The sequence below is a fragment of the Krasilnikovia cinnamomea genome (assembly GCF_004217545.1).
Lineage (GTDB): Bacteria > Actinomycetota > Actinomycetes > Mycobacteriales > Micromonosporaceae > Actinoplanes > Actinoplanes cinnamomeus.
Map to the genome: position 1 here is coordinate 6,728,146 of NZ_SHKY01000001.1, position 26,431 is coordinate 6,754,576.

At 73.6% G+C, this 26,431-nt stretch carries 24 protein-coding genes; 10 read left to right on the top strand and 14 right to left on the bottom strand.

Annotation, left to right across the window (positions count from 1 at the left end):
• Window positions 1-168: 168 nt before the first annotated feature.
• Together EV385_RS30175 and EV385_RS30180 are read left to right on the top strand one after the other, a co-directional pair.
• Complete coding sequence (locus EV385_RS30175) at window positions 169-3,372, top strand: penicillin acylase family protein (RefSeq protein ID WP_130512536.1); 3,204 nt, start codon at window positions 169-171, stop codon at window positions 3,370-3,372.
• Window positions 3,373-3,437: 65 nt separating this feature from the next.
• Window positions 3,438-3,917 (top strand): group II truncated hemoglobin, encoded by a 480-nt coding sequence (locus tag EV385_RS30180; protein ID WP_207230010.1) that lies wholly within the window; start codon window positions 3,438-3,440, stop codon window positions 3,915-3,917.
• Here EV385_RS30180 and EV385_RS30185 read toward each other — a convergent pair.
• Window positions 3,892-5,136, bottom strand: a complete 1,245-nt coding sequence (locus EV385_RS30185; protein WP_242625157.1) for an MFS transporter — start codon at window positions 5,134-5,136, stop codon at window positions 3,892-3,894. The genes EV385_RS30180 and EV385_RS30185 overlap by 26 nt on opposite strands.
• 13 nt (window positions 5,137-5,149) lie before the next feature.
• Window positions 5,150-6,469: a GH1 family beta-glucosidase gene (locus tag EV385_RS30190; RefSeq protein WP_130512537.1), complete on the bottom strand. Its 1,320-nt coding sequence runs from the start codon at window positions 6,467-6,469 to the stop codon at window positions 5,150-5,152.
• 207 nt (window positions 6,470-6,676) lie between these two features.
• On the opposite strand from EV385_RS30190, the gene EV385_RS30195 reads away from it, so the two are divergent.
• Window positions 6,677-7,147, top strand: coding sequence for a GyrI-like domain-containing protein (locus EV385_RS30195; protein ID WP_130512538.1), 471 nt, complete (start codon window positions 6,677-6,679; stop codon window positions 7,145-7,147).
• 66 nt (window positions 7,148-7,213) lie between these two features.
• Here the strand turns inward: EV385_RS30195 and EV385_RS30200 are convergent, their stop codons facing one another.
• Window positions 7,214-8,806: a GGDEF domain-containing protein gene (locus EV385_RS30200; protein ID WP_130512539.1), complete on the bottom strand. Its 1,593-nt coding sequence runs from the start codon at window positions 8,804-8,806 to the stop codon at window positions 7,214-7,216.
• Between the two features lie 84 nt (window positions 8,807-8,890).
• Window positions 8,891-9,580, bottom strand: coding sequence for a CBS domain-containing protein (locus EV385_RS30205; protein ID WP_130512540.1), 690 nt, complete (start codon window positions 9,578-9,580; stop codon window positions 8,891-8,893).
• A gap of 147 nt (window positions 9,581-9,727) precedes the next feature.
• Here EV385_RS30205 and EV385_RS30210 point away from each other — a divergent pair, with 147 nt between their 5' ends.
• From EV385_RS30210 to EV385_RS30220, 3 genes are all read left to right on the top strand, one after another.
• Entirely contained in the window at window positions 9,728-10,399 is a 672-nt protein-coding gene (locus tag EV385_RS30210; RefSeq protein WP_242625158.1) for a formylglycine-generating enzyme family protein, read from the top strand.
• Between the two features lie 64 nt (window positions 10,400-10,463).
• The gene (locus EV385_RS30215; RefSeq protein WP_130512541.1) at window positions 10,464-10,964 is read left to right on the top strand and encodes a hypothetical protein; all 501 of its coding nucleotides are present in this window, start codon (window positions 10,464-10,466) and stop codon (window positions 10,962-10,964) included.
• Window positions 10,961-11,926 (top strand): hypothetical protein, encoded by a 966-nt coding sequence (locus tag EV385_RS30220; RefSeq protein WP_130512542.1) that lies wholly within the window; start codon window positions 10,961-10,963, stop codon window positions 11,924-11,926. The genes EV385_RS30215 and EV385_RS30220 overlap by 4 nt, the downstream gene beginning before the upstream one ends.
• A gap of 5 nt (window positions 11,927-11,931) precedes the next feature.
• Here EV385_RS30220 and EV385_RS30225 read toward each other — a convergent pair whose 3' ends face one another.
• The 6 genes from EV385_RS30225 to EV385_RS30245 all read right to left on the bottom strand — a co-directional run bounded on the left by EV385_RS30225 (window position 11,932) and on the right by EV385_RS30245 (window position 19,511).
• Window positions 11,932-12,489 (bottom strand): RNA polymerase sigma factor, encoded by a 558-nt coding sequence (locus EV385_RS30225; protein WP_130512543.1) that lies wholly within the window; start codon window positions 12,487-12,489, stop codon window positions 11,932-11,934.
• Window positions 12,486-13,928, bottom strand: coding sequence for a dynamin family protein (locus EV385_RS30230; RefSeq protein WP_130512544.1), 1,443 nt, complete (start codon window positions 13,926-13,928; stop codon window positions 12,486-12,488). Before EV385_RS30230 ends, EV385_RS30225 begins: the two co-directional genes overlap by 4 nt.
• The gene (locus EV385_RS30235; RefSeq protein ID WP_207230011.1) at window positions 13,928-16,306 is read right to left on the bottom strand and encodes an Hsp70 family protein; all 2,379 of its coding nucleotides are present in this window, start codon (window positions 16,304-16,306) and stop codon (window positions 13,928-13,930) included. The genes EV385_RS30230 and EV385_RS30235 overlap by 1 nt, the downstream gene beginning before the upstream one ends.
• Window positions 16,307-16,322: 16 nt before the next feature.
• The gene (locus EV385_RS34110; RefSeq protein ID WP_165449658.1) at window positions 16,323-16,580 is read right to left on the bottom strand and encodes a hypothetical protein; all 258 of its coding nucleotides are present in this window, start codon (window positions 16,578-16,580) and stop codon (window positions 16,323-16,325) included.
• A gap of 98 nt (window positions 16,581-16,678) precedes the next feature.
• Window positions 16,679-17,632 (bottom strand): cysteine peptidase family C39 domain-containing protein, encoded by a 954-nt coding sequence (locus EV385_RS30240; RefSeq protein WP_130512546.1) that lies wholly within the window; start codon window positions 17,630-17,632, stop codon window positions 16,679-16,681.
• A gap of 25 nt (window positions 17,633-17,657) precedes the next feature.
• Complete coding sequence (locus EV385_RS30245) at window positions 17,658-19,511, bottom strand: dynamin family protein (RefSeq protein ID WP_165449659.1); 1,854 nt, start codon at window positions 19,509-19,511, stop codon at window positions 17,658-17,660.
• A 142-nt stretch (window positions 19,512-19,653) separates the two neighbouring features.
• On the opposite strand from EV385_RS30245, the gene EV385_RS30250 reads away from it, so the two are divergent.
• Together EV385_RS30250 and EV385_RS30255 are read left to right on the top strand one after the other, a co-directional pair.
• Window positions 19,654-20,355 carry a nucleotidyltransferase domain-containing protein gene (locus EV385_RS30250; protein ID WP_130512548.1) on the top strand — a complete coding sequence of 234 codons (702 nt, stop codon included), beginning with the start codon at window positions 19,654-19,656 and terminating at the stop codon, window positions 20,353-20,355.
• Window positions 20,352-21,134, top strand: a complete 783-nt coding sequence (locus EV385_RS30255; protein WP_130512549.1) for a nucleotidyltransferase domain-containing protein — start codon at window positions 20,352-20,354, stop codon at window positions 21,132-21,134. Before EV385_RS30250 ends, EV385_RS30255 begins: the two co-directional genes overlap by 4 nt.
• An 11-nt stretch (window positions 21,135-21,145) precedes the next feature.
• Here the strand turns inward: EV385_RS30255 and EV385_RS35430 are convergent, their stop codons facing one another.
• Together EV385_RS35430 and EV385_RS35435 are read right to left on the bottom strand one after the other, a co-directional pair.
• Window positions 21,146-21,394 (bottom strand): NADAR domain-containing protein, encoded by a 249-nt coding sequence (locus EV385_RS35430; RefSeq protein WP_242625159.1) that lies wholly within the window; start codon window positions 21,392-21,394, stop codon window positions 21,146-21,148.
• Between the two features lie 38 nt (window positions 21,395-21,432).
• A complete protein-coding gene (locus EV385_RS35435; RefSeq protein ID WP_242625160.1) occupies window positions 21,433-21,573 on the bottom strand; it encodes a hypothetical protein in 141 nt (46 codons plus the stop codon).
• A 177-nt stretch (window positions 21,574-21,750) separates the two neighbouring features.
• Between EV385_RS35435 and gad the strand changes: the two genes are divergently transcribed.
• Together gad and EV385_RS30270 are read left to right on the top strand one after the other, a co-directional pair.
• Window positions 21,751-23,139: a glutamate decarboxylase gene (gene gad / locus EV385_RS30265; RefSeq protein WP_130512550.1), complete on the top strand. Its 1,389-nt coding sequence runs from the start codon at window positions 21,751-21,753 to the stop codon at window positions 23,137-23,139.
• Between the two features lie 23 nt (window positions 23,140-23,162).
• The gene (locus tag EV385_RS30270) at window positions 23,163-23,768 is read left to right on the top strand and encodes a YrhK family protein (RefSeq protein WP_130512551.1); all 606 of its coding nucleotides are present in this window, start codon (window positions 23,163-23,165) and stop codon (window positions 23,766-23,768) included.
• 25 nt (window positions 23,769-23,793) lie between these two features.
• On the opposite strand, the gene EV385_RS30275 is transcribed toward EV385_RS30270, so the two are convergent.
• Window positions 23,794-24,417: a TetR/AcrR family transcriptional regulator gene (locus EV385_RS30275; RefSeq protein WP_207230012.1), complete on the bottom strand. Its 624-nt coding sequence runs from the start codon at window positions 24,415-24,417 to the stop codon at window positions 23,794-23,796.
• The gene (locus EV385_RS30280; protein ID WP_130512552.1) at window positions 24,407-26,425 is read right to left on the bottom strand and encodes an acetyl/propionyl/methylcrotonyl-CoA carboxylase subunit alpha; all 2,019 of its coding nucleotides are present in this window, start codon (window positions 26,423-26,425) and stop codon (window positions 24,407-24,409) included. The genes EV385_RS30275 and EV385_RS30280 overlap by 11 nt, the downstream gene beginning before the upstream one ends.
• Window positions 26,426-26,431 lie beyond the last annotated feature (6 nt).

Consider the following 26,431-nt stretch of genomic DNA (forward strand, 5'->3'; position numbering starts at 1 on the left):
CCTTGCAGAGCATCGGTGTGATCGGCGGCGGCCCGGCTCGCACAAGACGCCATGACCGAGCTCACGTGGCGTCAGTGCGATGTCACAGAGCGCTCTGGCGCTCGCGCACATTGACGACTTAACATGTTTGAAATCTTTTCGCGTTCGTGTGGTCGGAAGGAAGCTTCCATGCGCCGACGCTCCGCCTCCCTCGCCGCCCTGCTCGCCGCCGCCCTCCTCGCCACGGCCGGGCTCACCCCGGCCATCCCCGCCCCGGCGGCCGCCGCCGAGGCCGCCACCGCCCCCGCCGATTACTGCCTCGGCGAATGCTCGGACATCCTGCCGCCCGGCCAGAACGGCGACGCTGACCTGGTGCAGATCCTCGCGTACCAGACACTCGGTATCAGACCCCCGCACTCCGCCGACCAACTGGGCCTGTACGCGTCGCTGGCCTCCCGCTACACCGGCCTGACCAGCCAGCAGATCAGCACGTTCTTCAACGACAGCTCGTACGGCGTGCCCAGCACCGACGTGGCCAGCACCATCTCGCCCCGCTCGGACGTCACGATCGTGCGGGACAAGTCCTTCGGCATCCCGCACGTGACCGGCACCACCCGCTCCGGCACCATGTTCGGCGCCGGCTACGCGGGCGCCCAGGACCGGCTCTTCCTGATGGACCTGATGCGCCACGTCGGGCGGGGGCAGCTCACCCCGTTCGCCGGCGGCGCCGAGGGCAACCGGTCGCTGGAGCAGAGCCTGTGGCGCAGCGCCCCGTACACCGAGGCGGACCGGCAGGCACAGATCGACGCGCTGCGGGCCAGTGGCCCTCGCGGCGCCCAGCTCTACGACGACGTCCAGGCGTACATCGCGGGCGTCAACAAGTACATCGCCGACTGCATGGACCGCCGGGACTGCCCCGGCGAGTACGTGCTGACCGGGCACCTGGACGCGATCACCAACAAGGGCGGCCCCGAGCCGTTCGTCGTCACCGACCTCGTCGCCATCACCGGCGTGATCGGCGGCCTGTTCGGCGGCGGTGGCGGCGGCGAGATGCAGTCGGCGCTGGTCCGGATCGCCGCCCGGGCGAAGTACGGCACCGAGATCGGCGACCAGGTGTGGACGCAGTTCCGCACCCAGAACGACCCCGAAACCACCCTCACCCTCCACAACGGGCAGAACTTCCCGTACGGCGCCGCCGACCCCAACGCGGCCGGTGTCGCGCTGCCCGACGCGGGCACGGCCAAGCTCGTGCCGATGGTGTTCGACCAGACCGGATCCGCCGCCCGGGGCACCAGCGGCAAGAGCGCCATCGCCGACTCCCTCGGCAAGCTCGCGTTCAACGGAACCCATCGCGGCATGTCCAACGCCGCCGTCGTCTCGGCCGCGCACTCGGCGACCGGGCACCCGGTGGCCGTCTTCGGGCCGCAGACCGCCTACTTCGCGCCGCAGCTGCTCATGGTGCAGGAGCTGCAGGGGCCGGGGATCAGCAGCCGGGGCGTCGCGTTCGCCGGGCTGAACCTCTACACGCTGCTCGGGCGCGGCCCCGACTACGCGTGGAGCGCCACGTCGGCCGGTCAGGACATCACCGACACCTTCGCCGTGCGGCTATGCGAGCCGGGCGGCGGCACCCCGACGGCCGAATCGACGAACTACCTGTTCCACGGGCAGTGCCTGCCGATGCAGGCGCTCACCCAGGTCAACTCGTGGAAGCCGACCACGGCCGACCCGACCCCGGCGGGCTCCTACCGGCTGACCGTCCTGCGCACGAAGTACGGGCTGGTCAGCTGGCGCGGGCTGGTCGGCGGGCAGCCGGTGGCGTTCACCAGCCTGCGCTCGACGTACCTGCACGAGGTCGACTCCGCGATCGGGTTCCAGATGTTCAACGAACCGGACCAGATGGGCGGCCCGGCCGGGTTCACCGCGGCGGCCTCGAACATCGCGTTCTCCTTCAACTGGTTCTACGTCAATGCCGCGGACACCGCGTACTTCGCCTCGGGCTACCAGCCCGTGCGCGCCCCCGCCGCCGACCCGAACCTGCCCACCTGGGGTGAGGCGGCCTACGAATGGGTGGGCTGGAACCCCGCCACCAACACCGCCACCTACGACCCGGCCTCGGCCCACCCCCAGGCCGTCAACCAGGACTACTTCGTGAGCTGGAACAACAAGCAGGCGGCCGGATACTCGGCGGCCGACGGCAACTTCAGCTTCGGCGCCGTACACCGGGCCGACCTGCTCGACCGGCCGATCAAGGCGGCCATCGACGCCGGGCGCAAGCTCGACCGGGCCGGGCTGACCCGGATCGTGGAATCCGCCGCCACCACCGACCTGCGCGGCAAGGAGGTGCTCGGCGACCTGCTGCGCGTCATCGACACCGCCCCGGTCACCGATCCCGCCCAGGCCGCCGCCGTCGCCAAGCTGCGCACCTGGTACGCCGCCGGGTCGCACCGGGAAGAGACCGCGCCGGGCAGCAAGGCGTACCGCGACGCCGAGGCGATCCGGGTCTTCGACGCGTGGTGGCCGAAGCTGGCCACCGCCCAGTTCGCCGGGGTCGGCGACGACCTGTTCCAGGCCCTGGTCAACGCCCTGCAGATCAACGAATCGCCGTCCGGCGCGCAGTCCGGCTCCGCCTCCGACCTGCCGGGCTCGGCCAACGAGAACCAACCTCACAAGGGCTCGGCCTTCCAGTACGGCTGGTGGGGCTGGGTCGACAAGGACCTGCGCGCCACCCTCGGCGAAACGGTGCCGAACTGGCCACGCACCTGGTGCGGCGGCGGCGCGGTCGGAGCCTGCCGGACGGCGCTGCTGAGCAGCCTCACCGCGGCCCTGGCCGAACCCGCCACCACCACGTACCCGGGTGACAGCGGCGGCTGCGCGGCGGGGGACCAGTGGTGCGCCGACACCATCGTGCAGTCCCCGCTGGGCGGGATCGCGCACGAGCGGATCTCCTGGCAGAACCGGCCCACCTACCAGCAGGTGATCTCGTTCCCGGCGCGGCGCGGCGACGACATCCGCAACCGGGCGTCCGGCGCGGCGGCCACCGTCTCCAGCGCCCAGTTCGGGCATCCGGCGTCGCACGCGGTCGACGGCAACGCCGCCACCCGCTGGGCGAGTTCCTGGTCGGACAACCAGTGGCTGCGGCTCGACCTGCGGTCGACCACGCAGGTCGGGCGGGTGACGATCCGGTGGGAGACCGCGTACGCCAGCGCGTACCGCGTGCAGGTGTCCACGGACGGCACCACCTGGCGGCAGGTCGCGGCCGTCGACGACAGCAACGGCGGGGTCGACACCGTGGCGTTCCCCGCGGTGAGCGCCCGCTACCTGCGCCTGGACTGCGACCGCCGGGCGAGTTCGTACGGCTTCTCGGTCTACGAGCTTCAGGCGTACGCGAAGTGACCGCCCAGGGGTGGCCCGGCGCGCCGTGGCCGGGCCACCCCTCCCGTGTCCCGCCGGTGGCTGGCATGCTCAAGCGCATGCAGAGCGTGTACGAGGCCGCCGGCGGTGACGCGGGACTGCTCCGGCTGGCCGAGGCGTGGCACGCCCGGGTGGTCGCCGACGAGGTCGTCGGTCACGCGTTCCGCCACGGCGTCCACCCCCGGCACACCGAGCGCCTCGCCGCGTACTGGGCCGAGGCCCTCGGCGGGCCCACCACCTACACCGAGCGCTACGGCGACGAGAGCTCGGTCGTCCGTAGGCACAGCGGCAACGGCGTCCACGAGGAGATGGACCAGCGCGCGATCGCCTGTTTCGACCAGGCCCTCGTGGACGCCGGGCTCACCGCCGAACCGTTGCGGGGGGTCCTGCACGACTACTTCGCCCGCACGACCGACACGATCGCCCGCTTCCGCGAATCCGCCGACGACGTCCCCGCGGGTCTGGACATCGTCCGCTGGTCGTGGGCCGGCCCGCAGCCCGCTACCGGACCGACCGGATCCGGGTGACCAGCACCGAGCCCAGCGCCGTCACGGCGGCGGCGGCCAGGTACAGGGCCGGGTAGCCGCCCAGGTGCTCCACCAGCAGCACCGCCACCACCGGGCCCAGCACCTGCGGCGCCGAGTTGGCGATGTTGATGATCCCCAGGTCCCGGGCCCGGTCCCGGGCACTCGGCAGCACCTCGGTGATCAGTGCCTGGTCGACGGAGAGGTAGACGCCGAAGCCGAGACCCAGTACGGCCGCGGCGACCAGCGCCCCGGCCCAGGTCGGCCAGAACGCCAGCAGTGCCGTGGCCGCCGCCATGACGTAGCCCGAGACGATGACCGAGGGTTTGCGGCGCCCGACGCGGTCGGACACCCAGCCGCCGGTGACCACGGTGACCAGCGTCGCCGCGGTGTAGACCACGATGAGCAGCGCCAGGCCGTCGTCGGCGCTGCGCCCCGGGAACAACTGCTCGAAACGCACCTCGTCGCGCAGGAAGTACAGCAGGTACAGCGTCGCCATGGCGTTGCCGAGCTGCACCAGGAACCGGGTGGCCCACGCCCACCCGAAGTCGCGGCCGCGCCCCGCCCGGGGCCGGTCTGCCGCCCGGGCGGGGCGCGGCCCGGCGGCGGGGCGGTCCGGCATGGTCACGGCGAACGGCGCGACGGCCAGCACCACCACCACGCCCGTCAGCACGTACCCGGTGGCTCCGCCGGTGGACGCCGCCAGCAGTACCGCGACCACCACGCCCGCCGACTGGGTCAGCCCGACCCAACCCGACACCAGGCCGCGCTGCGGCACCGGGACCTGGTCGGGCACCACGGCGGTGAGACCGGCCTGCAGCGCGTTCAGCCCGGCCTGCGCGAGGCACCACGCCACGACCACCCCGGCCAGGTCGTCCTGGACGGCCAGCAGGGCGAGCCCGGCGCAGCCCACCAGCGCGCCACCGGCGATCCAGGTGCGGCGGCGCCCCGTACGGGCCGTGGTCGCGTCGGACAGCGCACCGGCCAGCGGACCGACCACCACGGCGACCAGCGCGCCCAGCCCGGTGACCACGCCGAGGGCGGTGGCCTTGCCGCCGCCCGCCAACTGCTCCACCTGGTTGGGCAGCAGCACCTGCAACGGTCCGAAGTAGCCCAGCCACAGGCCGAGGTTGGCCAGCGACAGCAGCCCGATCCACCGGGCACCCACCCGGCCGGTGCGTTCGCTGTGCAGGTGGGACGCGGTCTCGGTGCGCTCGCTCACGTGGTGGCCCGGATCATCGGCGGTCGGCCAGCGCGGCGCGCAGCCAGGTGAACGAGTCCTTGGGGGTGCGCCGCTGGGTGTCGTAGTCGACCCGGACCAGCCCGAACCGTTGCGTGTACCCTTCGGCCCACTCGAAGTTGTCCAGCAGCGACCAGACGAAGTACCCGCGCACGTCCACCCCGTCGGACATGGCCCGGTGCAGCGCCCGCAGGTGCCCGTCGAGGTACTCGATGCGCGGCGTGTCCCGGACCCGGCCGCCCGGCTCCACCTCGTCCAGGGTGGAGCAGCCGTTCTCGGTGACCCAGATCGGCGGCAGGGCACGGCCGTACCGGTCGCGCAGGCCGGTGAGAACCTCGTGCAGCCCCTCGGGGACCACCGGCCAGCCGAAGGCCGTGGTGGGCGCCCCCTCGACGGGCAGGATGCGGAACGGCAGCGGATCGTCCGCACCGGGCGCGCCGACCCGGGTGGGGAAGTAGTAGTTCACCCCCAGCCCGTCCAGCGGGGTGCCGATGATCTCCAGGTCGCCGTCGCGGACCCCGGCGTCCAGGCCGGGCGGGTACCGGCCGGTGAGGATCGGGTCGAGGAACAGCCGGTTGTGGAACGCGTCGTACACGGCCGCCGCGGCCTGGTCCGCCTCGTCGTCGGTGGCCGGGACGACCGGCGTGAGATTGTTCGTGATCAGCACCTCGCCCGCGCCGGCCGCCCGCAGCGCGCGCACCGCCAACCCGTGCCCCAGCAGCTGGTGGTGCGCCACCGGCAGGGCCGCCAGCAGAAGCTCCCGGCCGGGGGCGTGGACGCCGAACGCGTACCCCTGGGCCAGGTGCACCACGGGCTCGTTGAGGGTGATCCAGCGGCGTACCCGGTCGCCGAGCCGCCCGGCCACCAGGGCCGCGTAGTCGGCGAACCGCTCGGCGGTGTCGCGGGCGAGCCACCCGCCGCGGTCCTCCAGGGCCTGCGGCAGGTCCCAGTGGTACAGCGTCGGCAGGGCCTCGATGCCACGCTCCAGCAAACCGTCCACGAGGCGCTCGTAGAAGTCGAGGCCCTTGGCGTTGGGTGCGCCGTCACCGCCGGGCTGGACGCGCGGCCACGCGATCGAGAACCGGTACGCGTCCGCCCCCAGCAGGGCCACCAGGTCGAGGTCCTCGGCCCACCGGTGATAGTGGTCGCAGGCGACGTCCCCGGTGTCGCCGCCGCGGGTGCGTCCGCCGGTGTGGCTGAAGGTGTCCCAGATCGACCGGCCGCGCCCGTCCTCGTCGACCGCACCCTCGATCTGGTACGCGGCCGTCGCGACGCCCACGTGGAAGCCGGCGGGAAATCGGGGGAGCGGATCCATCGACGAACCTCCCGGCCGTTGGTGAGTGTTGCTCACGTTAGCGGTGGGGCTGCCGGTCCGGAAGACACCCGCGGCGCCGGTGGACCGCCTGCGGCGAACGGCCCGCGCAAATGGGGTCGAAGGACCCTCACCACCGGATCGCCGTCGTCAAAGGATCAAGGTGCGGACATCTTTCGCGGGGTCCTGGGGGAGGAGCAGGGGGGAATCATGAGCACCATGGCGAACGACGCCGTCGAAACGCTCACGCTGCCCGCGCGCACGGTCATGGGCATGCGGGAACACGTCGCGGCGGCGGAACTGCCCGAGTTCTTCGCGCGCGCGATCCCGGCCGTCGCCCGGGAACTCGCCCAGTGCGGCGCCGCCCCGGCGGGACCGCCGGTCGCGGTGTACAGCCACGAGGTCGAACGGGCGTTCGACGTGACCGTCGGCTTCCCGGTGGAGGGCGGGCCCGCGAGGGCCGGCACCCTGGTCGCGGAGCGGCTCCCGGCCGGGCGGGCGGTCAGCGCCGAGCACCTCGGGCCGTACGAGACGCTGCCCGACGCGTACGCGGCCCTCGGCCGGTGGTTCGGCGACCACGCGCTGAACCCGCCCGAGATCATGTGGGAGGAGTACCTGGTCGGACCGGATGCGGCCAGCGAGGCCGGGTACCGGACCCGGATCGTCTGCCCGCTCGGCTGAGGCCGGGCAGGCGCCGCGACGCTGCACGCTCGGACCCGACCAGCGTCGGGCGAAGAGCCCCGCTGGTCAGGGCCCGGACGAGGCGGCGTAGGCCGGGCTGGTCACGTCGTCGCGCGGCGTGCCCGTGACGACCCGGTTGCGGCCCGCCCGCTTGGCCGCGTACAGATTGCGGTCGGCGGTCGACAAGGCCGCCGACGGGCTGGACGGCGAGGGGTCGCCCACCCCGACGCTGACGGTCACGGGCAGGCCGCCGGTCACCGCCGTCCAGTCGTGCTCGGCGATCGCCCGCCGCAGCGCGTCCAGCCGGGCGGCCGCCACCCGCACCGGGGTCGCCGGCAGCACCAGCAGGAACTCCTCCCCGCCCAGGCGCGCCACGAACCCCTCCGGTGCCACCGCGGCCAGGCCGTCCTCCAGCAGCCGGGACACGTTCACCAGCACCTGGTCCCCGGTGTCATGGGACAACTCGTCGTTGATCCGCTTGAAGTGGTCCACGTCCGCGATCGCCACCACGAGGCCCGGGTCCGCCGCGATCATCGCCGGCAGTTCCTCGTCCACGAACCGGCGGTTGCGCAACCGGGTCAGCGGATCCCGCCGCGCCTGCTCCCGGAACCGGACCGCCTCCTGCCGCGCCTCGGTCGTCGCGAACAACTCCTGCCGGGCCTGCGCCTGCGCCTCGCGCTCCCGCGAGCGCAGCCGCTCGTGCGCCGCGAAGGACTCCTTGCGCGCCGCGAACGCCGCCGCGAACTCCCCGCGCACCGCCAGCAACTCGGACTGCTCCTGCAACACCCGGACCATCACCTCGGGCAGCCCCAGATCCACGCACAGCGCCCGCGAGGCGTCCAGACTCTGTTGCGCCTGCGCGAGTTCTCCGAGCCCACGCTGCGCGCGGGCGAGGGTCACCAGGTATTCCGCCATGTCGTCGGCACCGTCGCTCAGACCCGCCTCCCGGCGGGCGATGCACAGGCGCATGGCGCGCTCCGCCTCGGCGTACTCGCCGTTGGCGATCTGGATCCACGCGATCGTGTCCAGGTCGCGCGGATTCAGCTCGAGGCCGTGCGCCTCGGCGTGCGCCAGCAGGCGCCCGACCACCTCCTCGGCGCGCGCGGCGTCACCGTTGTCGTACTCCGCGAACGCCCAGTTGTTGAGCACGAGCATCAACCGCTGCCACTGGCCCGCCGTGCGCGCCAGTTCCGCGGCCTGCCGGTATCGGAGCCGGGCCGCGTCGATCGCTCCGGTCTGTGCCAGCGCGTCGGCCAGCTTGGTGCGGTGCGTCACCTGGATGTCCGGCGCGACGGTCTCGTCGAGCAGTTCGACCGCGCTGACCGCGTGTTCCAGGTGCTTGGCGGCGTCGCCGGACAGCCGCGCGACCTGTGCGCAGGCCATGTGGGAGCGGGCCTGCAACAGGCGGTCGCCGTGCCGGGTGGCCCACTCGTGGATCTCGAAGACCTCGCGGGCCACCCCGCCGATGTCGCCGGTCCGCAGGCGCAGCGTGACGCGCACGAGGCGGGCGCGGACCTCCAGCGCCGCGTCCCCCAGCGCCGCGGCCCGGGCCTGGAGTGCAGACGCGGTGGCGAGGGCCGCGTCGGCGTCCGCGATGGGCTGTTCCTCGAGCACGAGCAGGGCAGCCGACAGCTCCCCGTGCGGCGCGCTGCCGTCCATGAGTCCACCCCCTTCCCGGTCCCGATCGGCCGCGACGGCCGCGGGTGAAGGGGAGTGGACCGGGATCCGCCGCTCGGCCGAGGCTCAGGCGGAGCCCCGGCGCTTCCCGGAGGACACCAGCTCCCGGTCATCGAAGGTGTACGACACCGTGGAGAGCACCTCGACCACACCGGGAAGCTGATAGATCAGCCGGGCGACGAGGTCGGCGGCCGACCAGCGGTCCACCCGCCCCGCCAGCGTGACGACACCGTCGAGCACGGTCACGGAGATCGTGGCGGCGTCGTCGGCCAGGAACGGGTGCAGCACGCTGGTCTCGACGTCGCGCAGGATCTCCTCGTCCGGTCGCAGGTGCACCTTCAGCAGGTCGCCGCGGGAGACGACACCGACCAGCCGGCCGAGGTCGTCGACGACCGGCAGCCGCTTGACGCCTTCGCCGTCCATGATTCGGGCCGCCGCCGGGATCGACGTGCGCTGCACGACGACGACCGCCGGGCTGCTCATCAGGTCGCCGGCCGTACGGGCCATCGACTTGGCCCGGTGGTGGCGGCGCCGCCGCCCCTCGAGGAACCGGGCGTCGCCCTCACCCACATACTCGATCTTCCGAAGCAGGTCGGCCTCGGAGACCACACCGGTCACCCGCTCGAACGCATCGATGACAGGTACGGCGCTGACGCGGTGCTCCATCAGCAGGTTCACCACCTGCCGGTAGGAGTCCGTCTCGGTCGCGAAGACCGCGGGCTTGGTCATGACGTGGCTGACGGTCCAGTCCTTCATCGCCGCGCCTCCTTTCGTCGTCAGGATCGCCGGTCGGTCCGGTCGGCCGGCAGGGCCGATGGTCCCGGCGAGGGTGGGTCGCGGTCCCCGCCGTGCTCCCCGGGGCGCGGCGGTCGCGGGCACGGCGAACGGTATGATCGGCGGGCGATGAGCGGTGGCGTCCCGGTGGAGATGGTTGGCGTACCCGAGGGCTGCGTGACCCTGTCGGACCGGCGCACACAGCGGCGCTGGTCGGTGCCGGTGGCGGCGTTCGAACTGGCCGCGTTCCCGGTCACCGAGGAGCTGTACCGGCGCGTCACCGGCGGGGAACGACCCACCGCCGGGCACCGGCGCCGCCCGGTCGCCAGCGTGTCCTGGTGGGACGCGGTCCGATTCTGCAACGCGCTGTCCGCCGCGGAGGGACGTACGCCGGCCTACCGGTATGCCGAAGGCGTCGACGAGGTCGAATGGGACGTCACCGCCGACGGGTACCGGCTGCCGGCCGAGGCCGAGTGGGAACACGCCTGCCGCGCCGGCACGACCGGCCCCCGGTACGGGCCGCTCGACGACATCGCCTGGTATCGCGGCAACTCCCAGCAGCGGTGCCACGACGTCGGCGGCCGGCTGCCCAACGCGTGGGGCCTGTACGACATGCTCGGCAACGTCTGGGACTGGTGCTGGGACCGCTACGACCCGGCGGTCTACGGCGAGTACCGGGTGCTGCGGGGCGGCGGCTGGTTCGACGAGCACTGGAGCTGCCGGGCCTCCGTACGCCGCCGCAGCCACCCCGACCTGGCCATCGACGACGTGGGGTTCCGGGTCGCCCGGTCTTTCCGGTGACCTCCGGGAACATTTCCGCCGGTGCGGCCCTCAGACCTTCCGACAGCGAGGCGAGGAGGCGCACATGTACGAGTACGCGGACTACGACGGCGACGGCTTCCCGGAGACCGTGGTCTCCGACTCCGACCAGGACGGCCGGTACGACACGGCCACCCTGGACGCCGACCGCAACGGCGTGGTCGACGGCATCGGCCTGGACACCAACCGGGACGGCCTGCTGGACACGTTCCACCTCGACCGGGACCGCAACGGCCGGTTCGACAGCGTCGGCGTCGACACCAGCGGCGACGGCGTGCTGGACCGCGCCGCCTACGACGACAACGACGACGGCGTCACCGACCGGGTGGTCACCGACGCCAACCAGAACGGCGTCGACGACGCGGCCGAGGCGATCGTGGTCCCGGACACGGCGGTGATCGGCCGGCCCCGGTACGACGGGGAGACGGGTCTGCTCATCGAGATCGCCGAGCAGACCGGCCAGGTCACCTTCGGTACGCCGGACAGCGACGGCGACACGTACCCGGACAACCGGGACGCCGCGCCCGGCGACCCCCGGCGGGCGTGAACGCCGTGAACCCGTACGGGCCACCACCGCCGGAGTTCCGTGACGAGCTGCCGGCACCCCCGATCGACCCCGTCCGGCAGCTGGACCCGGCCACGGTGCGACCGTGGCAGGGTCTGCTCGCCGCCGGCGTCGGCGCCGAATGGGCGGTCTCGTCGGTGCGGCGGCTGACCGCGCCCATGCGCGTCACCACCTCGGGTGCCCTGCTGGACGAGGAACCGTTCACGCTGCGGCGGGCCGTGGTGCCGGACCGCGCGCTGGACCCGGCGCAGAACCCGGGCCTGCCGGTCGCCGACCGGCTGCGGCGGCGCTTCCGGGTCATGCTGCCGCACGGCAGCGCGCCGGTGTCCGAGGGCGAACCGTGCCGGATCGGGGAGTTGCCCGCCCGGTGCGACCGCTTCCGCGACCGAACCGGCGAGGGCCTGCGGGCGTTCGTCGTGTCGGCCGACACCGGCGAACTCGACGCCGGCGGCTCGCCGGTGGGCGTGGTCGCCGTGGTCTCCGGTCCGCCGTCGCGGTACGAGACGGTCGCCGCGACCGGCTGGTCGCTGGCCACCGCGGCGGTGCCCGGACGGCCGTGGCGCGAGTGGGCGGCGCCCGACGGCTGGCACTGGAGCGAGACCCTGCAACTGGACGCGGGCGACCGCATCGTCAACGCGAGCATCGAGGAGACCTGGGCACAGGACCTCGACGAGTGGACGGGGGAGGTCTTCGCGCGGGCCCCGTTCCTGCGCGGCAAGCGCACGCTCGGCGACCGCCCGGTGCGCGTCGACGGCCTGCGCGAGGCCCGGATGCACCGCTTCGACTGGCAGCCGTCGGGTCGCGGCCGGATGCTCACCAACGTGGTGGTCGGCGTGCAGGACGGCGTCGGGTTCCAGCTGGTGATGGAGCTGCCGTTCCACGCCGACGCCGCCCTGTCGGCGACCCTCGACGACGTGCTCCCGGCCGTCCGGCTGGGGCTGTAGGACGCTTAGCCGGGTTCGCGCAGCAGCTCGGCCACGGCGGAGCGGGCCCGGTACAGCCGGGTCTTGACCGTCTGCACGCCGACGCCCTGGTGCGCGGCGATCTCCTGGTAGCTGAGGTCGCCGTACTCGCGCAGCACCAGGGCGGTGCGGAACGGCTCCGGCACCCGCGCGAGCGCCGCCTGGACGCGGTCCCGCTCGGCGTGCCGGTCGGCGTGGTCGTCGACGACGACCAGGTAGTCCTGATCCTCGGGCGCCAGCGGAGTCTCGCGGCGGCGGCGTACGACGGCCAGCGCCGCGTTCGCCGCGATCCGGTACAGCCACGTGCCGAAGCGTGCCTCCTGCCGGAAGCCGCCGATGTGCTGCCACGCGGCCATCAGCGCGTCCTGCAACGCGTCCTCGGCGTCGGCGTGGTTGCCGGTCAGCCGCAGGCAGATGGCCCAGACCCGGGTGCGGCACCCCTCGGCCAGCGCGGCGAAGGCGACACTGTCACCGGCCCGCGCCCGGGCGACGAGCGCGGCGTCGTCGCTTGTTCCGGCAAGGCGGGCCGCGGCGTCCGCGCTCACGGCCGCGCCCGCTGGGCGATCAGCTGGTACGAGCGGGCCAGCACCCGGCCGGCCTCCGCCTCGGCGGGCATCGGGGCGAAGGCGGCCTGTTCCTGCGCCGCGGCGGCGCACCGGCGGGCGGCGGTGGCGACGTCGTCCGGGGTCGCCGACGCGGGCAGGCCGACCCTGACCTGGTCGGTGGTGTCCGCGCTGACGCGCTCCAGCTCGGCCCGCAGCGGCGAGACCGGGGCCTCGGCGACCAGGTGACGCAGGGCCCGCAACTCGCGGACGGGATGCAGGGCCGGGTCGAGGCGGGCCTGCTCGATCAGACCGAGCGCGGCGCCGGTGTCGAGGCCGGTCCGGTTCGCGGCGTCGGTCAGCACCCGGAGCGCGCGCATGGCCTTCAGCGCGTGGGCGCGGCTCAGCAGGCTGCGGCGCACCAGGTCCTCGACCTTGGCCACCCCGGACACGGACTCCAGCCATTGGACGAGCTCGTGCGCTCCCCGTGCGCTGCGGTGCCGTCCCTGGTGGACACCGTGGACACCGAGCAGCCCGAACAGCCGGTCCAGCTCGGCCGGGTCGGTGCCGGGCAGCGGGCGGGTGCGCCGCAGCCGTAGCAGGCTCTCCGGCACGTCGGCGATCCCGGCCAGCAGCCGGGCCTCGCCCTCGCCGAGCCGCCCGGTGCGCGCGGCCTGGGCCAGCAGGCCGGAGGCGGCGACGACCGCGGACACGTCGGCGGCGCGGGCGGCGGCGAGCTGGGCGGCCCGCCCGTCCGCGACCTCGAACGGATCGGTGCCCGTGAACTGGTCGGACTGGGACAGTACGCCGACCGCGTTGACGGCGCTGGCGCCGATCTCACCGGTGGCGGCGCGGAACTGGGTCAGGAACTCGATCTCGTCCTTGCGCTCCGCTTCCCGGAACACGAACAGCAGGGCCTCCGCCTGACCCGCGGCGTACCGGGAGACCTGCTCCGCGTCGTCCGGTGCCGCGCCGGCACCGAACACCTCGGCCCGGGTCGCCGCCTCGTTGGCGCTGGTCAACGTGGCCAGGCCCGGCGTGTCGATGACGGTCTGGTCGCGCAGCGCGGCCGCCTGCAGGTACACGACGACGCGGGCCACCTGCTCCGCCGGCACCCCGAGTGAGTCCGGCAGGCGCCCGCCGCGCCACGGCAGGTCACGCCGGCTGCCGTCGCGCAGCTCGACCTCGGCGCGCTCCGGGGCGCCGTAGCGGTACCAGGTGACCGTACGGGTGCACTCGCCCACCGCGGTCGGCGCGATGCGGCGCTTGACCAGCGCGTTGACCAGAGTGGACTTGCCCGCCTTGACCCGGCCCACGACGGCGAGGCGCAGCGGTTCGGACAGGCCGGCGCGGACGGCCGCGACCGTGTCCTGGCCGTCGGCGGCCAGCAGCGGGCCGATGTCGTCGCACAGCCGCGCGATCCGCGCGACCACCGGACGCATCAGGGCCGGCCCAGGTGTGCGCGGATCCGGTTCGCCACCGCGTTGAGCTGGCCGGTCCTCAGCTGCAGGTCCGCGCCGGACGGCGGACAGCTCGCCCCGGGCCGGGGACAGGTGCTGACGACGATCCGTCGCTGCGCGTTGGCCCAGTCCGTCTTGATCCGTACGCCGGTGACGACGTCGGGCGTGAGGATGATCGGGAAACCGCCCCAGCCGATCCGACCGGTCGTCATGTCGTACGTGCCGCCGTTGAAGGGGATCACCACGGCGCTCGGCCGGGTCGCGGTGGCCTGGTAGAACAGCAGCTCGGTGGAGAACCCGGTCATGGCGACGCCCATGAGCTCGACCTGGCACCGGAAGTTCGCGGGCAGCTCACCGAGGCGGGCCCGCACGAGCTTGCCCGAGTCCGGCTGACGGGCCGTCGCCGCGGCCAGGCCGCCGCCGCCCGCGGGCGCGTACGCCTCGGCCAGGTCGCGCAGGTACGCCTCCTGCTGCGGGGTCGGATGGGCGGGCCGGACGAACTGCGACGCCTTCGGCGCGACCGCGCTCGGCCGCTCGATGGCCGGTGGCAGCCAGATCGTGTCGGGCTCGTCGCCGTCGCCGTGGTGGAAGGCGTCCAGGTAGTGCTCGCCGGGCACCCAGGTCGCCCACTGCGGGCTCAGCAGGATCTCCCGCTGCTCCTGCGTGGTCGCGGTGCACCAGGTACGCATCGTCCGTACCGCCCAGATGTCGCCCGGTCCCTCGCTGTCGTCCCACCGGCGTCGCGCGGCCGGATCTTCGTAGGCGCGCAGCCAGTACGGCGAGTCGCCGAAGAAGACCCGGATCGGCAGCGGCACACCGCCCGGCCGGGCCTGCGGAATCTTCAGCAGCGTGTTGCTGCCACGCAGCCGCCCGATCAGGCCGGGGTCGGCGCACACCTGGTCCAGCAGCCCCGGAACGCACATGAGTGCGGCCAGGGTGGGCAGGTCGTCGACGGTGGCCGGGCCCTCCGGCGTGGCCGCCAGCGCGGTCATCAGCGCAGGGTTGACCATCAGGACGCGCTGCGCGGCGGCGCTGAGCCCGGCCGCCCCGGAAGCCACGGCTCTGGCCGCGTGCATACCGGCGGACGACATCATCAGGCTCGCCGTCACCGGCACGGCGGATTCCGCCGCCTGCTCCGTCTCCGGTGGCGGTGCCGCCGCCCGCTCCGGGGCCGGCGGGGTCGCGGCCGGGCGGGCGGGCGCCGGGGCCGGCCGGGCGGGTGCCGCGGCCTGTCGCGGGTCCGGCGGTGAGGCCTGGGACGCGGCTCGTTCCGGGCTCGCCTTGGTCGGCGGCGCGGCGGCGGCGTGGTGCGCGCCAAGCGCCACGACGAGCTTCGGGTCGTCGAACTTCTCCGGCGAGCGTCCCAGCATGGCGGTCATCTCCCGCTGGACCGCCAGCAGGTACGACGAACCGCCGGTCAGGTAGAGCTTGTGCAGGTCCGCGACGGCGACCTGCGCCTGCGCCAGGGTCCGCTCGGTCAGCTCGATCGCGCGCCGGATCTGCGGCGCGATCAGTTCGTCGAACTCGGCGCGGGTGATCGTCACGATCTCCTCGTCGTCGCCGAGCTCGACCATGACCCGGGCCTGCTCGTTCTCGCTCAGCTCGCGTTTGCCGACCTCGACCTCATTGCGGAACCGGTGCAGCGCCTTGGCGTTCGCGGGATCGCGCAGGGCCTGGACCAGGTCACCGCGGTCCCGGTCGTCCAGCCGGGCCAGTACGGCCGTCGCCAGCAGGTGATCGATGACGTCGCCGCCCAGGGGGTCGGCTCCGGCTGAGGCGAGCACCCGCAGGTCCGCCGGGTTGTCGGCGTCTGCGGCCCGCAGCACGGCGACGTCGCAGGTCCCGCCGCCGAAGTCGAAGACCGCGACCGCGGCGCCGGGCGGCGGCGGCGTCGTGTGGGCGTGGTAGGCGACCGCGGCGACCGGCTCCGGGATCAGGCGTACGACGTCCGGGGCGAAACCCGCCTCGAGGGCCGCCGCGCGCAGCACGTCACGGCGCGGCCCCGCCCAGTCCTGCGGGTACGTGAGCAGCACCGAGTCCGGGCGGTCGTCGCCGCCGACCTCGCTCGCCTTGGCGGCCACGGCCCGCAGCACGGCGGCGACCAGGCTCTGCACCGGCACGTCACGGCCACCCAGGTACGTGGTGTCCTGGCCGATCAGGCGTTTCGGTGAACGTTCGAACCCGTCGGGAAACCGTCGCGCCGACCGGCGCGCCGTGGCGCCGACCTGGATCCCGTCCGGGGTGACCAGCACGGCGGACGGCATCTGGTGGGCGTCGTTGGTCAACATGATGGGCACGGGATCCCCGCCGCCGCGGCGGTACGCGGCGGCGGTGTTGGAGGTGCCGAAGTCGATCGACAAGGACCAGCCGGGCAATTCAGTACATCTCCGGTTCAGGCCCCGGTGACCAGGGGTCGTCGGACGGGGAAAGATCCGCGCCATCATGATCTTCCGGCGCATGCCCGGTCAACCGCCCGGACGGCTCGGACCACCGGTCCGGATCGTCGTGGTGCGGCCCCGCCGGGTCGTCGACGACATCCGCATGGTCCGCCTCGAAACCGGTGAAATCCGCCGGACCCTCACCAGAGCCGGCGAAATCCACCAGCTCTGGTACGAGACCGGTGGCCTCGATCATCGGCGCGGTGGGGTCGAGTGCTCGGGCGAGCACCCAGGTCCACACCTCCGGCGGGGGTGCCGGCGGCTCGCCGAGCACCCCCGGATCACGTGGCGCGCTCACCTGCGACGGGTCGCGATCAAGGCGCCACCGGCCAGGACCACCGGCAGGAGGACGTAGGGCCGGTCCACGACCCAGGACACCACGGATTCGATCTGTCCCTTCGGCGCCAGCAGGGCCGCCGTCGCGTCGTCGGCCACGCCGAACACGGGCTTGCCCGCCTGGTCGGCGACCGGCAGCCCGACGGGGACCGCCCCGTCCGGCTGCGCCGGCGTCCGCCCGCCGGGCGGCTCGTCGCAGACCAGCGCCGTGTTGCCCGAGTCCTCCCACGCGTCGGCCAGCACGGTCAGCGGAACCTCCAGCATGTTGCCGTCCGGGGTGCCGGGGTCGGACAGGACCGCCACGCCGCGCGCGGTGTCGATGCCGGTGAGGACCACCGCGTGGTCCGCGGTGGCCTCGTCCTCACGGCCGTACCAGATCTCGTCGCTGTCGACCGCCAGCATCACCCGGCGCCCCTGCGCCAGGTAATCCTCCAGGGTCTCGATGCCGATGCCAGCCTCGATCCCCGCCGGTACGCCCGCGTCCTCCAGCAGTTTCTGGGCGCCACCGACACCCATGCTGGGCACCCCGTCCGGGCCGACGGTGAACAGGCCGAGGGCGTTGGCGCGGGCCACGAACGCCGATTCGTCCATGTTGTGGACGCCGGTGTACTCCGAGACGATCTGCGCGATGCTGGCCGGCACGCAGTACCCGTTGGCGGACTGCTCGAACCAGTGCTCCGCGTCCCCGGTCGGGTCGCCGACCAGCCGGCCGTCCGTCACCCAGCCGGGATCCGGCAGGCCCACGGCACCGAAGTCCAGCTCGGGGCGCTCGGGCACGGCCGGATCGTCGTGCGGGCCGTCCTGCACGTGTGCCGGGTCGAACGGCGCCGGGTCCGGCTCGAACGGGATCGGCTCGGGCGCGTCGGTCAGGAACGGCTGCAGAGCGTCGGTCCAGTGATGCTCGTCGGTCATGGCGTCTCCCGGGCGCGGTCGTCGGTCATCGGGAGTGGGATGCGGCGGACGCCGCGGATGTTCCCGGCCGGGCGAGCAACGCGAGCTCCCGTACGACGAGGTCGCGTTGCGTGGCCACCGCGGCCAGTTCCCGGTCCACCGCGGCCACCTCCTGTTCGCGCTCGTGCGCGGAGGCCTTGGCGTGGCGTTCGGCCTCCTGGATGACCGCCGTGACCCGCGCGATCTCCGCGCGCAGCTGGTCCTCCACGGCGATCCCCACCTCCGGCCGGCAGTCCCGGATGGCGGCGTCGATCCCGGCCGCGAGGTCACCGCGCAGCACCGCGAGGGACTCGTTGAGGGCGGCTTCGAGCCGCTGGCGTCCGACGCGCAGCCGCCGCATGCCGAGGTTCACCAGGAACCACGCCCCGCCGAACAGCAGGCCCATCGGCCCGAAGATCGTCGCTCCGGTGGCGTGGATGACCCCGAGTCTGGTCGCCATGCCCGCACCCATCACCGCCGAACTGGCCAGGGACGGGTCGAGCATGCCGGAGCTCATGTCCGGGCCGCGGCGGCCCGGCGTCAGCTCGATCTCGAAGTCGGCGGTCACCGGGCGCAGCACCGCGACGGCGGCGTCCACGCCGCCGATCTGCTCCGCCAGCGTGGCGACCAGGCCGTCCTGCACCGTGGCGCTGACGTGGGCCGCCACGAGGCGCAGTTCGCTGCGCAGCTCGCCGAGCAACTGCCGGGCGCCGTCCTCGGTCACCCCGCTCCATTCCTTCGAGATCCGCAACTTCCACCGGTCGCGTACGTCGTCCAGCAGGCGGCCGGCGTCGCGGATGGCGGACTGCCGGAACCGAAGCAGGTCCCGGTCCAGGTCCGAGCGCCACCGGCGCTCGCGCAGCCGCAGTTGCGTCAGCGCGTCCCGTTCGGCCTGGACGGGGTCGCCGCCGTCGGGTGAGCCGGCGGCACCGCGCCGCCGGCCCTGCAGGTCCCCGGTGAGCCGGTCCAGCCCGGTGATGGCGACGCGCAGCACGTTCGCCAACCCGACCGTACGGGCGTCGGCGGTGCGCTCGCGCAGCACCTGTGCCAGGGCGGGCAGGTTCGACTCCCGTTCCAGCAGTTCCCGGATCTCCGGGTCGCCGTCGACGGTGCCGGCCTCGGCGGCCAGGCTCGCCGAGACGGCCAGCATCGGCGAGCCGGCGAACCGGGGGGCGTGCGTCCGCAACAGGGCCGCGTTCTCGGCGAGGATCTGACCGCCGCCGTCGGGGTAACGGTCGGACTTGGTCACGGCGAACACCACCGTCTCCACGCCCTGCGCCGCCTCCTGGAGGAACCGCAGCTCCGGCGCGGTGAGCACCTGGCCGGCGTCGGTCACCATGAGCAGCACGCCCGCGCGTGCCGCCGCCCACGAGGCGAGCCGGGTGTGCGCCGACTCCAGGCCGCCCACCCCGGGCGTGTCCACCAGGGTCACCGTGGGCAGCCACCGGCTGTCCGCCGCCACCTCGGCGTACTCGGCGGACTCCGCCTCGTCCTCGCCGGGTCCGGCCCGCAGGAAGGCGGCCGCCTCGGGAGCGGGCACCGGGCGCCGCCCGTCCGGGCCGACCAGGGCCCAGGTGCCGTCCGGCAGGTCGTCCGACGGCGGCACCACGCGCAGGAACGCCGCGGTCGCCACCTCCACGTCGACCGGGGACACGTCCCGTCCGGTCAGGGCGTTGACCAGCGAGCTCTTGCCGCGCTTCACCTCGCCGACCACGACGACCGCGGGTTGCTGCTCGGCCGCCTCGCGCATGCCACGGTTCAGTCGCTCCACGTACTCGAACAGCTGGTGCGCTTTGAGCATCTTCCGGGTACCGGCGATGGCTTGGTCCTGGTCCGCGCTGATCCTGATGCTGCGTGGCATTCGCTGTGCTCCATGGTCGGCCGCGGACGTCCTTGCTGGCCGCGCGGTGGAGACGATGGTGCCACGCGCCGTCTCCCGGCAGGGGGCCGGTGACCAGGAATTTCCGTGCGTGCGGCCGCGCACGTCGGCGAAGATCAGGTCCATGGCCCACCACACCGCGCTGACCGACGAACTGGTCGAGGAGCACACGATCCTCCAGGTCGTCGTGGGGTCGCGGGCGTTCGGGCTGGCCGGTCCGGCCTCGGACACGGATCGGCGTGGCGTCTTCGCGCTGCCCGCCCCGGCGTTCTGGCGGTTGGCGAAGCCGCCGCCGCACCACGAGGGTCCGTTGCCGGAGCAGCTGCGGTGGGAGGTGGAACGGGTGTGCGGCCTGGGCCTGGCGGCGAACCCGAACGTGCTGGAGGTGCTCCACTCGCCGCTGGTGGAGACGTGCACGCCGCTCGGCGAGGAGTTGCGGGAGCTCACCCCGGCCTTCCTGTCGCGGCGGGTGGCCGACACCTACCTGCGCTACGCGGACGCCCAGTTCGGCAAGGCGCAGCGCGGCATCGACCGCTCGGGCACCCCGGTCTGGCGGCACGTGATGCATCTGATCCGGCTGCTGATCGCGGGCGGCGAGCTGGTGCGTACCGGGAGGCTGGTGCTCGATGTCGGTGAGCATCGGGACCGCCTGCTGGCGGTCAAGGCGGGCCAGGTGCCGTGGGCGGAGGTGGTCGAGTGGCAACGGCGGCTGTCGGCCGGCCTGCGGTCGGCCCTCGACAGCAGCCCGTTGCCGGACGGACCCGACGAGGATCGGGTCGAGAACTGGCTTGTTTCGGTACGGCGCCGATCGGTGGGTGGGGCATGAGCGTGCTGGACGGTGCCGGGCTGCCCGGCGGGGTCGACCTGACCGCGGTCGTCGCGGAGCAGCCGTACCCGGTGCTGTTCGCGACCGTGTCGGGCGCGCACCTGTACGGCTTCCCGTCCGCCGACTCCGACGTCGACCTGCGCGGTGTGCACCTGCTGCCGGTTCCGGCCCTGATCGGGCTGGGCGAGCCGGAGGAGACCCGCACGACGATGTGGGACCGCGCCGGGGTCGAGATGGATCTGGTGACGCACGACCTGCGCAAGTTCGTGCGGCTGATGCTGCGCCGCAACGGCTACGTGCTCGAACAGTTGCTGTCGCCGCTGGTGGTGCACACCGGGCCGGTGCACGCCGAGCTGGTGGCGCTGGCCCCGCGCGTGCTGACCCGCAACCACGCCCACCACTACCGGGGCTTCGCCGCCACGCAGCGGCGGCTGTTCGACCGGACCCGCGAGCTGAAGCCGCTGCTGTACACGTTCCGTGCGCTGCTGACCGGAATCCACCTGATGCGCACCGGCCGGGTCCAGGCGCACCTGCCCACGCTGCTCGCCGAGGAGCGGGCACCCGGATACCTCGCCGACCTGATCGCCGCGAAGGCCACCGCCGAACACGGCGCGCTCGGCGACCGGGTGGCCGCCGACGTGCTCGACGAGGACCTCGCCGGGTTGGGCGCCCGGCTCGACCAGGCGCAGCAGGACAGTACGTTGCCGGAACAGCCGTCCGCGCACGCCGACCTCGACGAACTGGTGATCCGGGCCCGGTTGACGGAGCCGGTGCCGTAAGAGCGGCCGCGTCAGGCGGCCCGCAATCGGTCGCGCACCTCCATGAGCGCGAAACCCAGCAGGTTCTGCCCGCGCCAGCGGCCGGGCACACCGGCGTCGGGATGCTCCGGCCAGGTCTGCTCGGTGAACCCGCGCACCTGGCGGCCGAGTTCCCGGGCCGCCGCCGGGTCCTCGACGGCCAGGATCCGGCGCGCCGTACCCGCGTCGGCGAACAGCGTCGCCTTGCGCCACATCATGTAGTGCTCGGCGGTGGGGAACACTGTGCCGCCGGCGACGAACGGCGCCTGCCAGAACTGGCTCAGGCAACCGGCCCGGGCGTGCCGTCGGCCTCGGGCAGGGGCCGCCAGAACGGCAGGTAGCCGACCGCGCCGCCGGGGGTCTCGCCGACCCGCGCCCACACCCGGTTCCGTTGCGCGCTCAGCGCATCCGCGGCCGTCACCGCCACCACCTCCTCGACGCGGGGGCGCCATCCTCGCACGGGCCGGCCCACCCCACGACGGGGATTTCCGCGTCCCCCGGTGCCACCCGGTCATTCGCCGCGGAGGAGGTGAGCCAGGCGCGCCGTACGTTTCGATTGCGGCAGCAACCCTGAATGCTTGGTGAACGGGAGACGCGGATGTTGAAGCATCCCAGGGCCGCGCGGCCGGTGTCGGAGCAGGTGGCGGTGGCACCCCGGTACGGGCTGGAGAACCTGACCATCCCGCGGCACGAGCTGCCCGCCGACGAGCTGTCGCCCGACGTGGCGTACCAGATCGTGCACGACGAGCTGATGCTCGACGGCAACGCCCGCCTGAACACGGCCACGTTCGTCACCACGTGGATGGAGCCGCAGGCCGACCGGCTGATGGCGGAATGCTTCGACAAGAACATGATCGACAAGGATGAGTACCCGCAGACCGCCGAGCTGGAGTCGCGGTGCGTGCACATCCTGAGCCGGCTCTGGCATGCGCCGGACCCGCGGCAGGCGACCGGCTGCTCCACGACCGGGTCCAGCGAGGCCGCCATGCTCGGCGGCCTCGCGCTCAAACGCCGCTGGCAGAAACGGCGCACGGCCGCGGGCGCCTCCACCGACCGGCCCAACCTGGTGATGGGCATCAACGTCCAGGTGTGCTGGGAGAAGTTCGCCAACTACTGGGACGTCGAGATGCGGCTGGTCCCGATGGACGGCGACCGCTACCACCTGAACGCCGAGGAGGCGGTGAAGCTCTGCGACGAGAACACGATCGGCGTCGTCGCGGTCCTCGGTTCGACCTTCGACGGATCGTACGAGCCGGTCGCGGAGATCTGCGCCGCGCTCGACGACCTGCAGCAGCGCACGGGCGTCGACGTGCCCGTACACGTCGACGGCGCCTCGGGCGCGTTCATCGCGCCGTTCCTCGACCCGGAGCTGGAATGGGACTTCCGGCTGCCCCGGGTGGCGTCGATCAACACCTCGGGTCACAAGTACGGGCTGGTCTACCCGGGCGTCGGCTGGATCGTGTGGCGCGACGCGCAGGCACTGCCCGAGGATCTGATCTTCTGGGTGAACTATCTGGGCGACGACATGCCCACGTTCGCGCTCAACTTCTCCCGGCCCGGGGCCCAGGTCGCCGCGCAGTACTACAACTTCCTGCGGCTGGGCTTCGCCGGCTACACCCGGGTCCAGGGGTACGCCCGCGACGTCGCCACCCGGATGTCCGCGCAGATCGCCGAGTTGGGCCCGTTCGAGCTGATCACCCGCGGCGACGAGTTGCCGGTGTTCGCGGTGAAGCTGCGCGAGCAGGTCACCAACTTCACGGTGTTCGACGTCTCGCAGGCGCTGCGGGAACGCGGCTGGCAGGTGCCCGCGTACACGTTCCCCAAGAACCGCGAGGACCTCGCGGCCCTGCGGATCGTGGTCCGGCGCGGCTTCACCCACGACCTGGCCGACATGCTGGTCGAGGACCTGCGGCGGGCCCTGCAACGCCTGGAGAAGCAGCCCGTGCCGACGCACGACGCGTCCACCGCGTCCGGCTTCCATCACTAGCGGGCCCGCCACCGGCCGTGTGGATGGCCCTCGCGTTCGCCCTCGGGTCGACGTGCTTCCTGATCGGCCCGATCCCGGGCTACGCCGAGCTGGTCGGCGACACCGCCGACGCGGTCACGTTCTTCGTCGGCTCGATACTGTTCACCACCGGCGGCGCGCTGCAGGTCCGGGCCGCCGCGCCGGGGCGCCACGACCCCGGCCCGGGACGTGCCGCGTGGTGGGCGGCGATCACCCAGTCCGCCGGTACGGTCTTCTTCAACGTCTCCACCTTCCAGGCCATGCACACCGCCCTGTCCAGCCCCGGCTACGACCACCGGGTGTGGCGCCCGGACCTGTTCGGCTCGATCTGCTTCCTGGTCTCCGGCGCCATCGCCTACCGGGCGTCCGCCCGCCACGGCTGGCTCCCCGCGCGTGGCCCGGCCGGGTGGTGGCAGCCCGCCGTCAACCTGCTCGGCTGCGTCTTCTTCGGCGTCTCCGCGCTCGCCGGGTACGTCCTGCCCGCCACCGGATCGATGGTCAACGAGTACCTGGCCAACCTGAACACGTGCGCGGGCGCGGCCTGCTTCCTGGCCTGTGCCCTGCCCGGCCTGCGCCCCCGGCATGCGGCCGTCGGCGCCGCACCGGGTTGACCGGCCCACCCGCCGACCGGGGCGCTCAGCTCCCCACGGGTTCCTCGCTGGCGGACAGGGCCGCCGCGAGCTGGGTCGACCAGGCCCGCACCACGCGGGCGCGCCGCCGCGAGTCGTCCGTGAGCACGTCCGCCAGGGCCAGGCCGCGGGCCAGGTCGAGGGTGGCCTGGATCAGCCCGCGCGTGGCGGGGTCGCTGTCGTCCACCCGCAGCAGGCGGACCGCGCGCCGGTGCACCTCGCGGGCGAAGTGGCGCTCCAGCGGCACCACGGCGGCCCGCAGCTCCGGGTCGGCGGCCGCCACGGTCCACACCTGCAACGCGGCCCGGAACAGCTCCCCGCCCATCGCCTCGACCAGGCCGGTCACCACGGCGTGTACCCGCTCGGGCCCGGAACCCGCCGGGTCGGGCAGCGCGTCGAGCAGCGTCGTACGCTCCTCGAACATGTGCTCCAGCGCCGCGAGGATCAGCGCCTCCCTGGTCCGGTAGTGGTGTTGCACCGCGCCTCGGCTGATGCCGGCCTCGGCGGCGATGAAGCCGACCGTCGAGATCTCCCACCCGTGGGTGGCCAGGCAGCGGACGGCGGTCTCCAGCAGGCGCTGCCGGGTGGCGCGGCTGCGGTCCTGCTTGGGCACCGCGTCGTCAGTCGTCACCGCTGTCCACCACGGCCAGCAGCGTACCCTGCGCGACCTGCTGTCCCACCACGACCGGCAGATCGATGACCGTGCCGTCGGCCGGGGCGTGCACGGCGTGTTCCATCTTCATGGCCTCCAGCCAGACCAGCGGCTGCCCGGCCACGACCGCGTCGCCGGCGCGCACCTGCACCCGGACCACGGTGCCGGGCAGCTGCGCCACCAGCGCCCCGGCCGGGACCTGCGCGGCCGGGTCGGTGAAGCGCGGCACGACGCGCAGCTCGATCGAGGAGTGCGGCCCGTCCACCACCACCCGGCGGTCGTCGCCCGTGCTGAAGCGGCCCACCCGCCACCGGCGGCGTACCCCGTCGACGTCGAGAACCACCTGCTCGGCGGTGGCCTCCACCAGGTCGATCCCGGTCATCCGGTCGACCTCGAGACCGGTGCGGCCGAACCGGTAGCGCACCTCGAACTCCTCGGGGCCCGCCGCGTAGGTGCGGCTGCGGTAGCCGACTTCGATGTTGCGGAATCCGCTGCGCACGCCGGGCAGCAGCGGATCGTGGGACCCGGCCCCGGCGTCGCCGAACCCGGCGGCGCGTTCGGCCGCCGCGTCGGACAGCGCCGCGACCAGCGCGCCGACGGCGGGTTCCAGGCCGGTGCCGATGGTCAGCTCGGCCGGCGGGTGGGCGGCGTAGAAGCCGGTGTCGGCCGTACCGGCCAGGAACACGGGGTGGCGCAGGCTCGCGACCAGCACGTCGCGGTTGGTGCCCAGGCCGTGGACGCGGGCGCGGCGCAGTGCGGCGGCCAACTGCCGGGCCGCGGCCTCCCGGGTCGGCGCGTACGCGACGACCTTGGCCAGCATGGCGTCGTAGTGGGTGCCGACGACGCTGCCGTCCTCGACGCCGGAGTCGAGGCGGATCCCGTCCGCCCCCGGATGGGCGAACCGCGCCGTCACGTGCGGGACGTCGAAGGTCTCCACGGTGCCGGTCTGCGGTCGCCAGTCGTCGGCGGGGCTCTCGGCGTACAGGCGGGCCTCGATCGCGTGGCCGGTCATCGTGGGTTCGGCGCCGGTCAGCGCCCGGCCCGCGGCGACGTCGAGCTGCAGACCCACCAGGTCGACCCCGGTGACGCACTCGGTGACCGGGTGTTCCACCTGCAACCGGGTGTTCATCTCCAGGAACCAGAAGTCGCCCGCCGCGTCGGCGAGGAACTCCACCGTGCCCGCGCCGAGGTAGCCGACGGCGGACGCGGCGGCCCGGCCCGCGGCCAGCAACCGCGCGCGCAGGTCGCCGCCGATCCGCTCGACCAGCGGCGCGGGCGCCTCCTCGATGACCTTCTGGTGGCGGCGCTGCAGCGAGCACTCCCGCTCGCCCAGCGCCCACACCGTGCCGTGGGCGTCCGCGACGATCTGCACCTCGACGTGGTGGCCGGACTCCACGAACCGCTCGCAGAACACGGTCGGGTCGCCGAACGCCGCGGCGGCCTCCCGCGACGCCGACGCCACCGCCGTCTCCAGATCGGCCAGCGCCCGGACCACCCGCATCCCCCGCCCGCCGCCACCGGCGGACGCCTTCACCAGTACGGGCAGGTCGGCCTCGGTGACGGCGGACGGCTCCAGATCCGCCAGTACGGGCACCCCCGCGGCGGCCATCCGAGCCTTGGCCGCCACCTTCGAGCCCATCGCCGCGATGGCCTCCGGGTCCGGGCCGATCCACACCAGACCCGCCGCCTGGACGGCCCGGGCGAAGTCCGCCTGCTCCGACAGGAAGCCGTAGCCCGGGTGGACCGCGTCGGCGCCCGCCCGCTTCGCCGCCTCGATGATCAGGTCACCGCGCAGGTACGTCTCGGCCGGTGCGGCACCGGGCAGGCGCACCGCGGCGTCCGCCTCCCGTACGTGCGGGCTGTCCGCGTCGGCGTCGGAGAAGACCGCCACGGTGTCCAACCCCCGGCGGCGGCACGTCGCGAAGATCCGGCGCGCGATCTCCCCACGGTTGGCGACCAGAACACTCGTGATCGGAACCTCGGTCATGGTGCC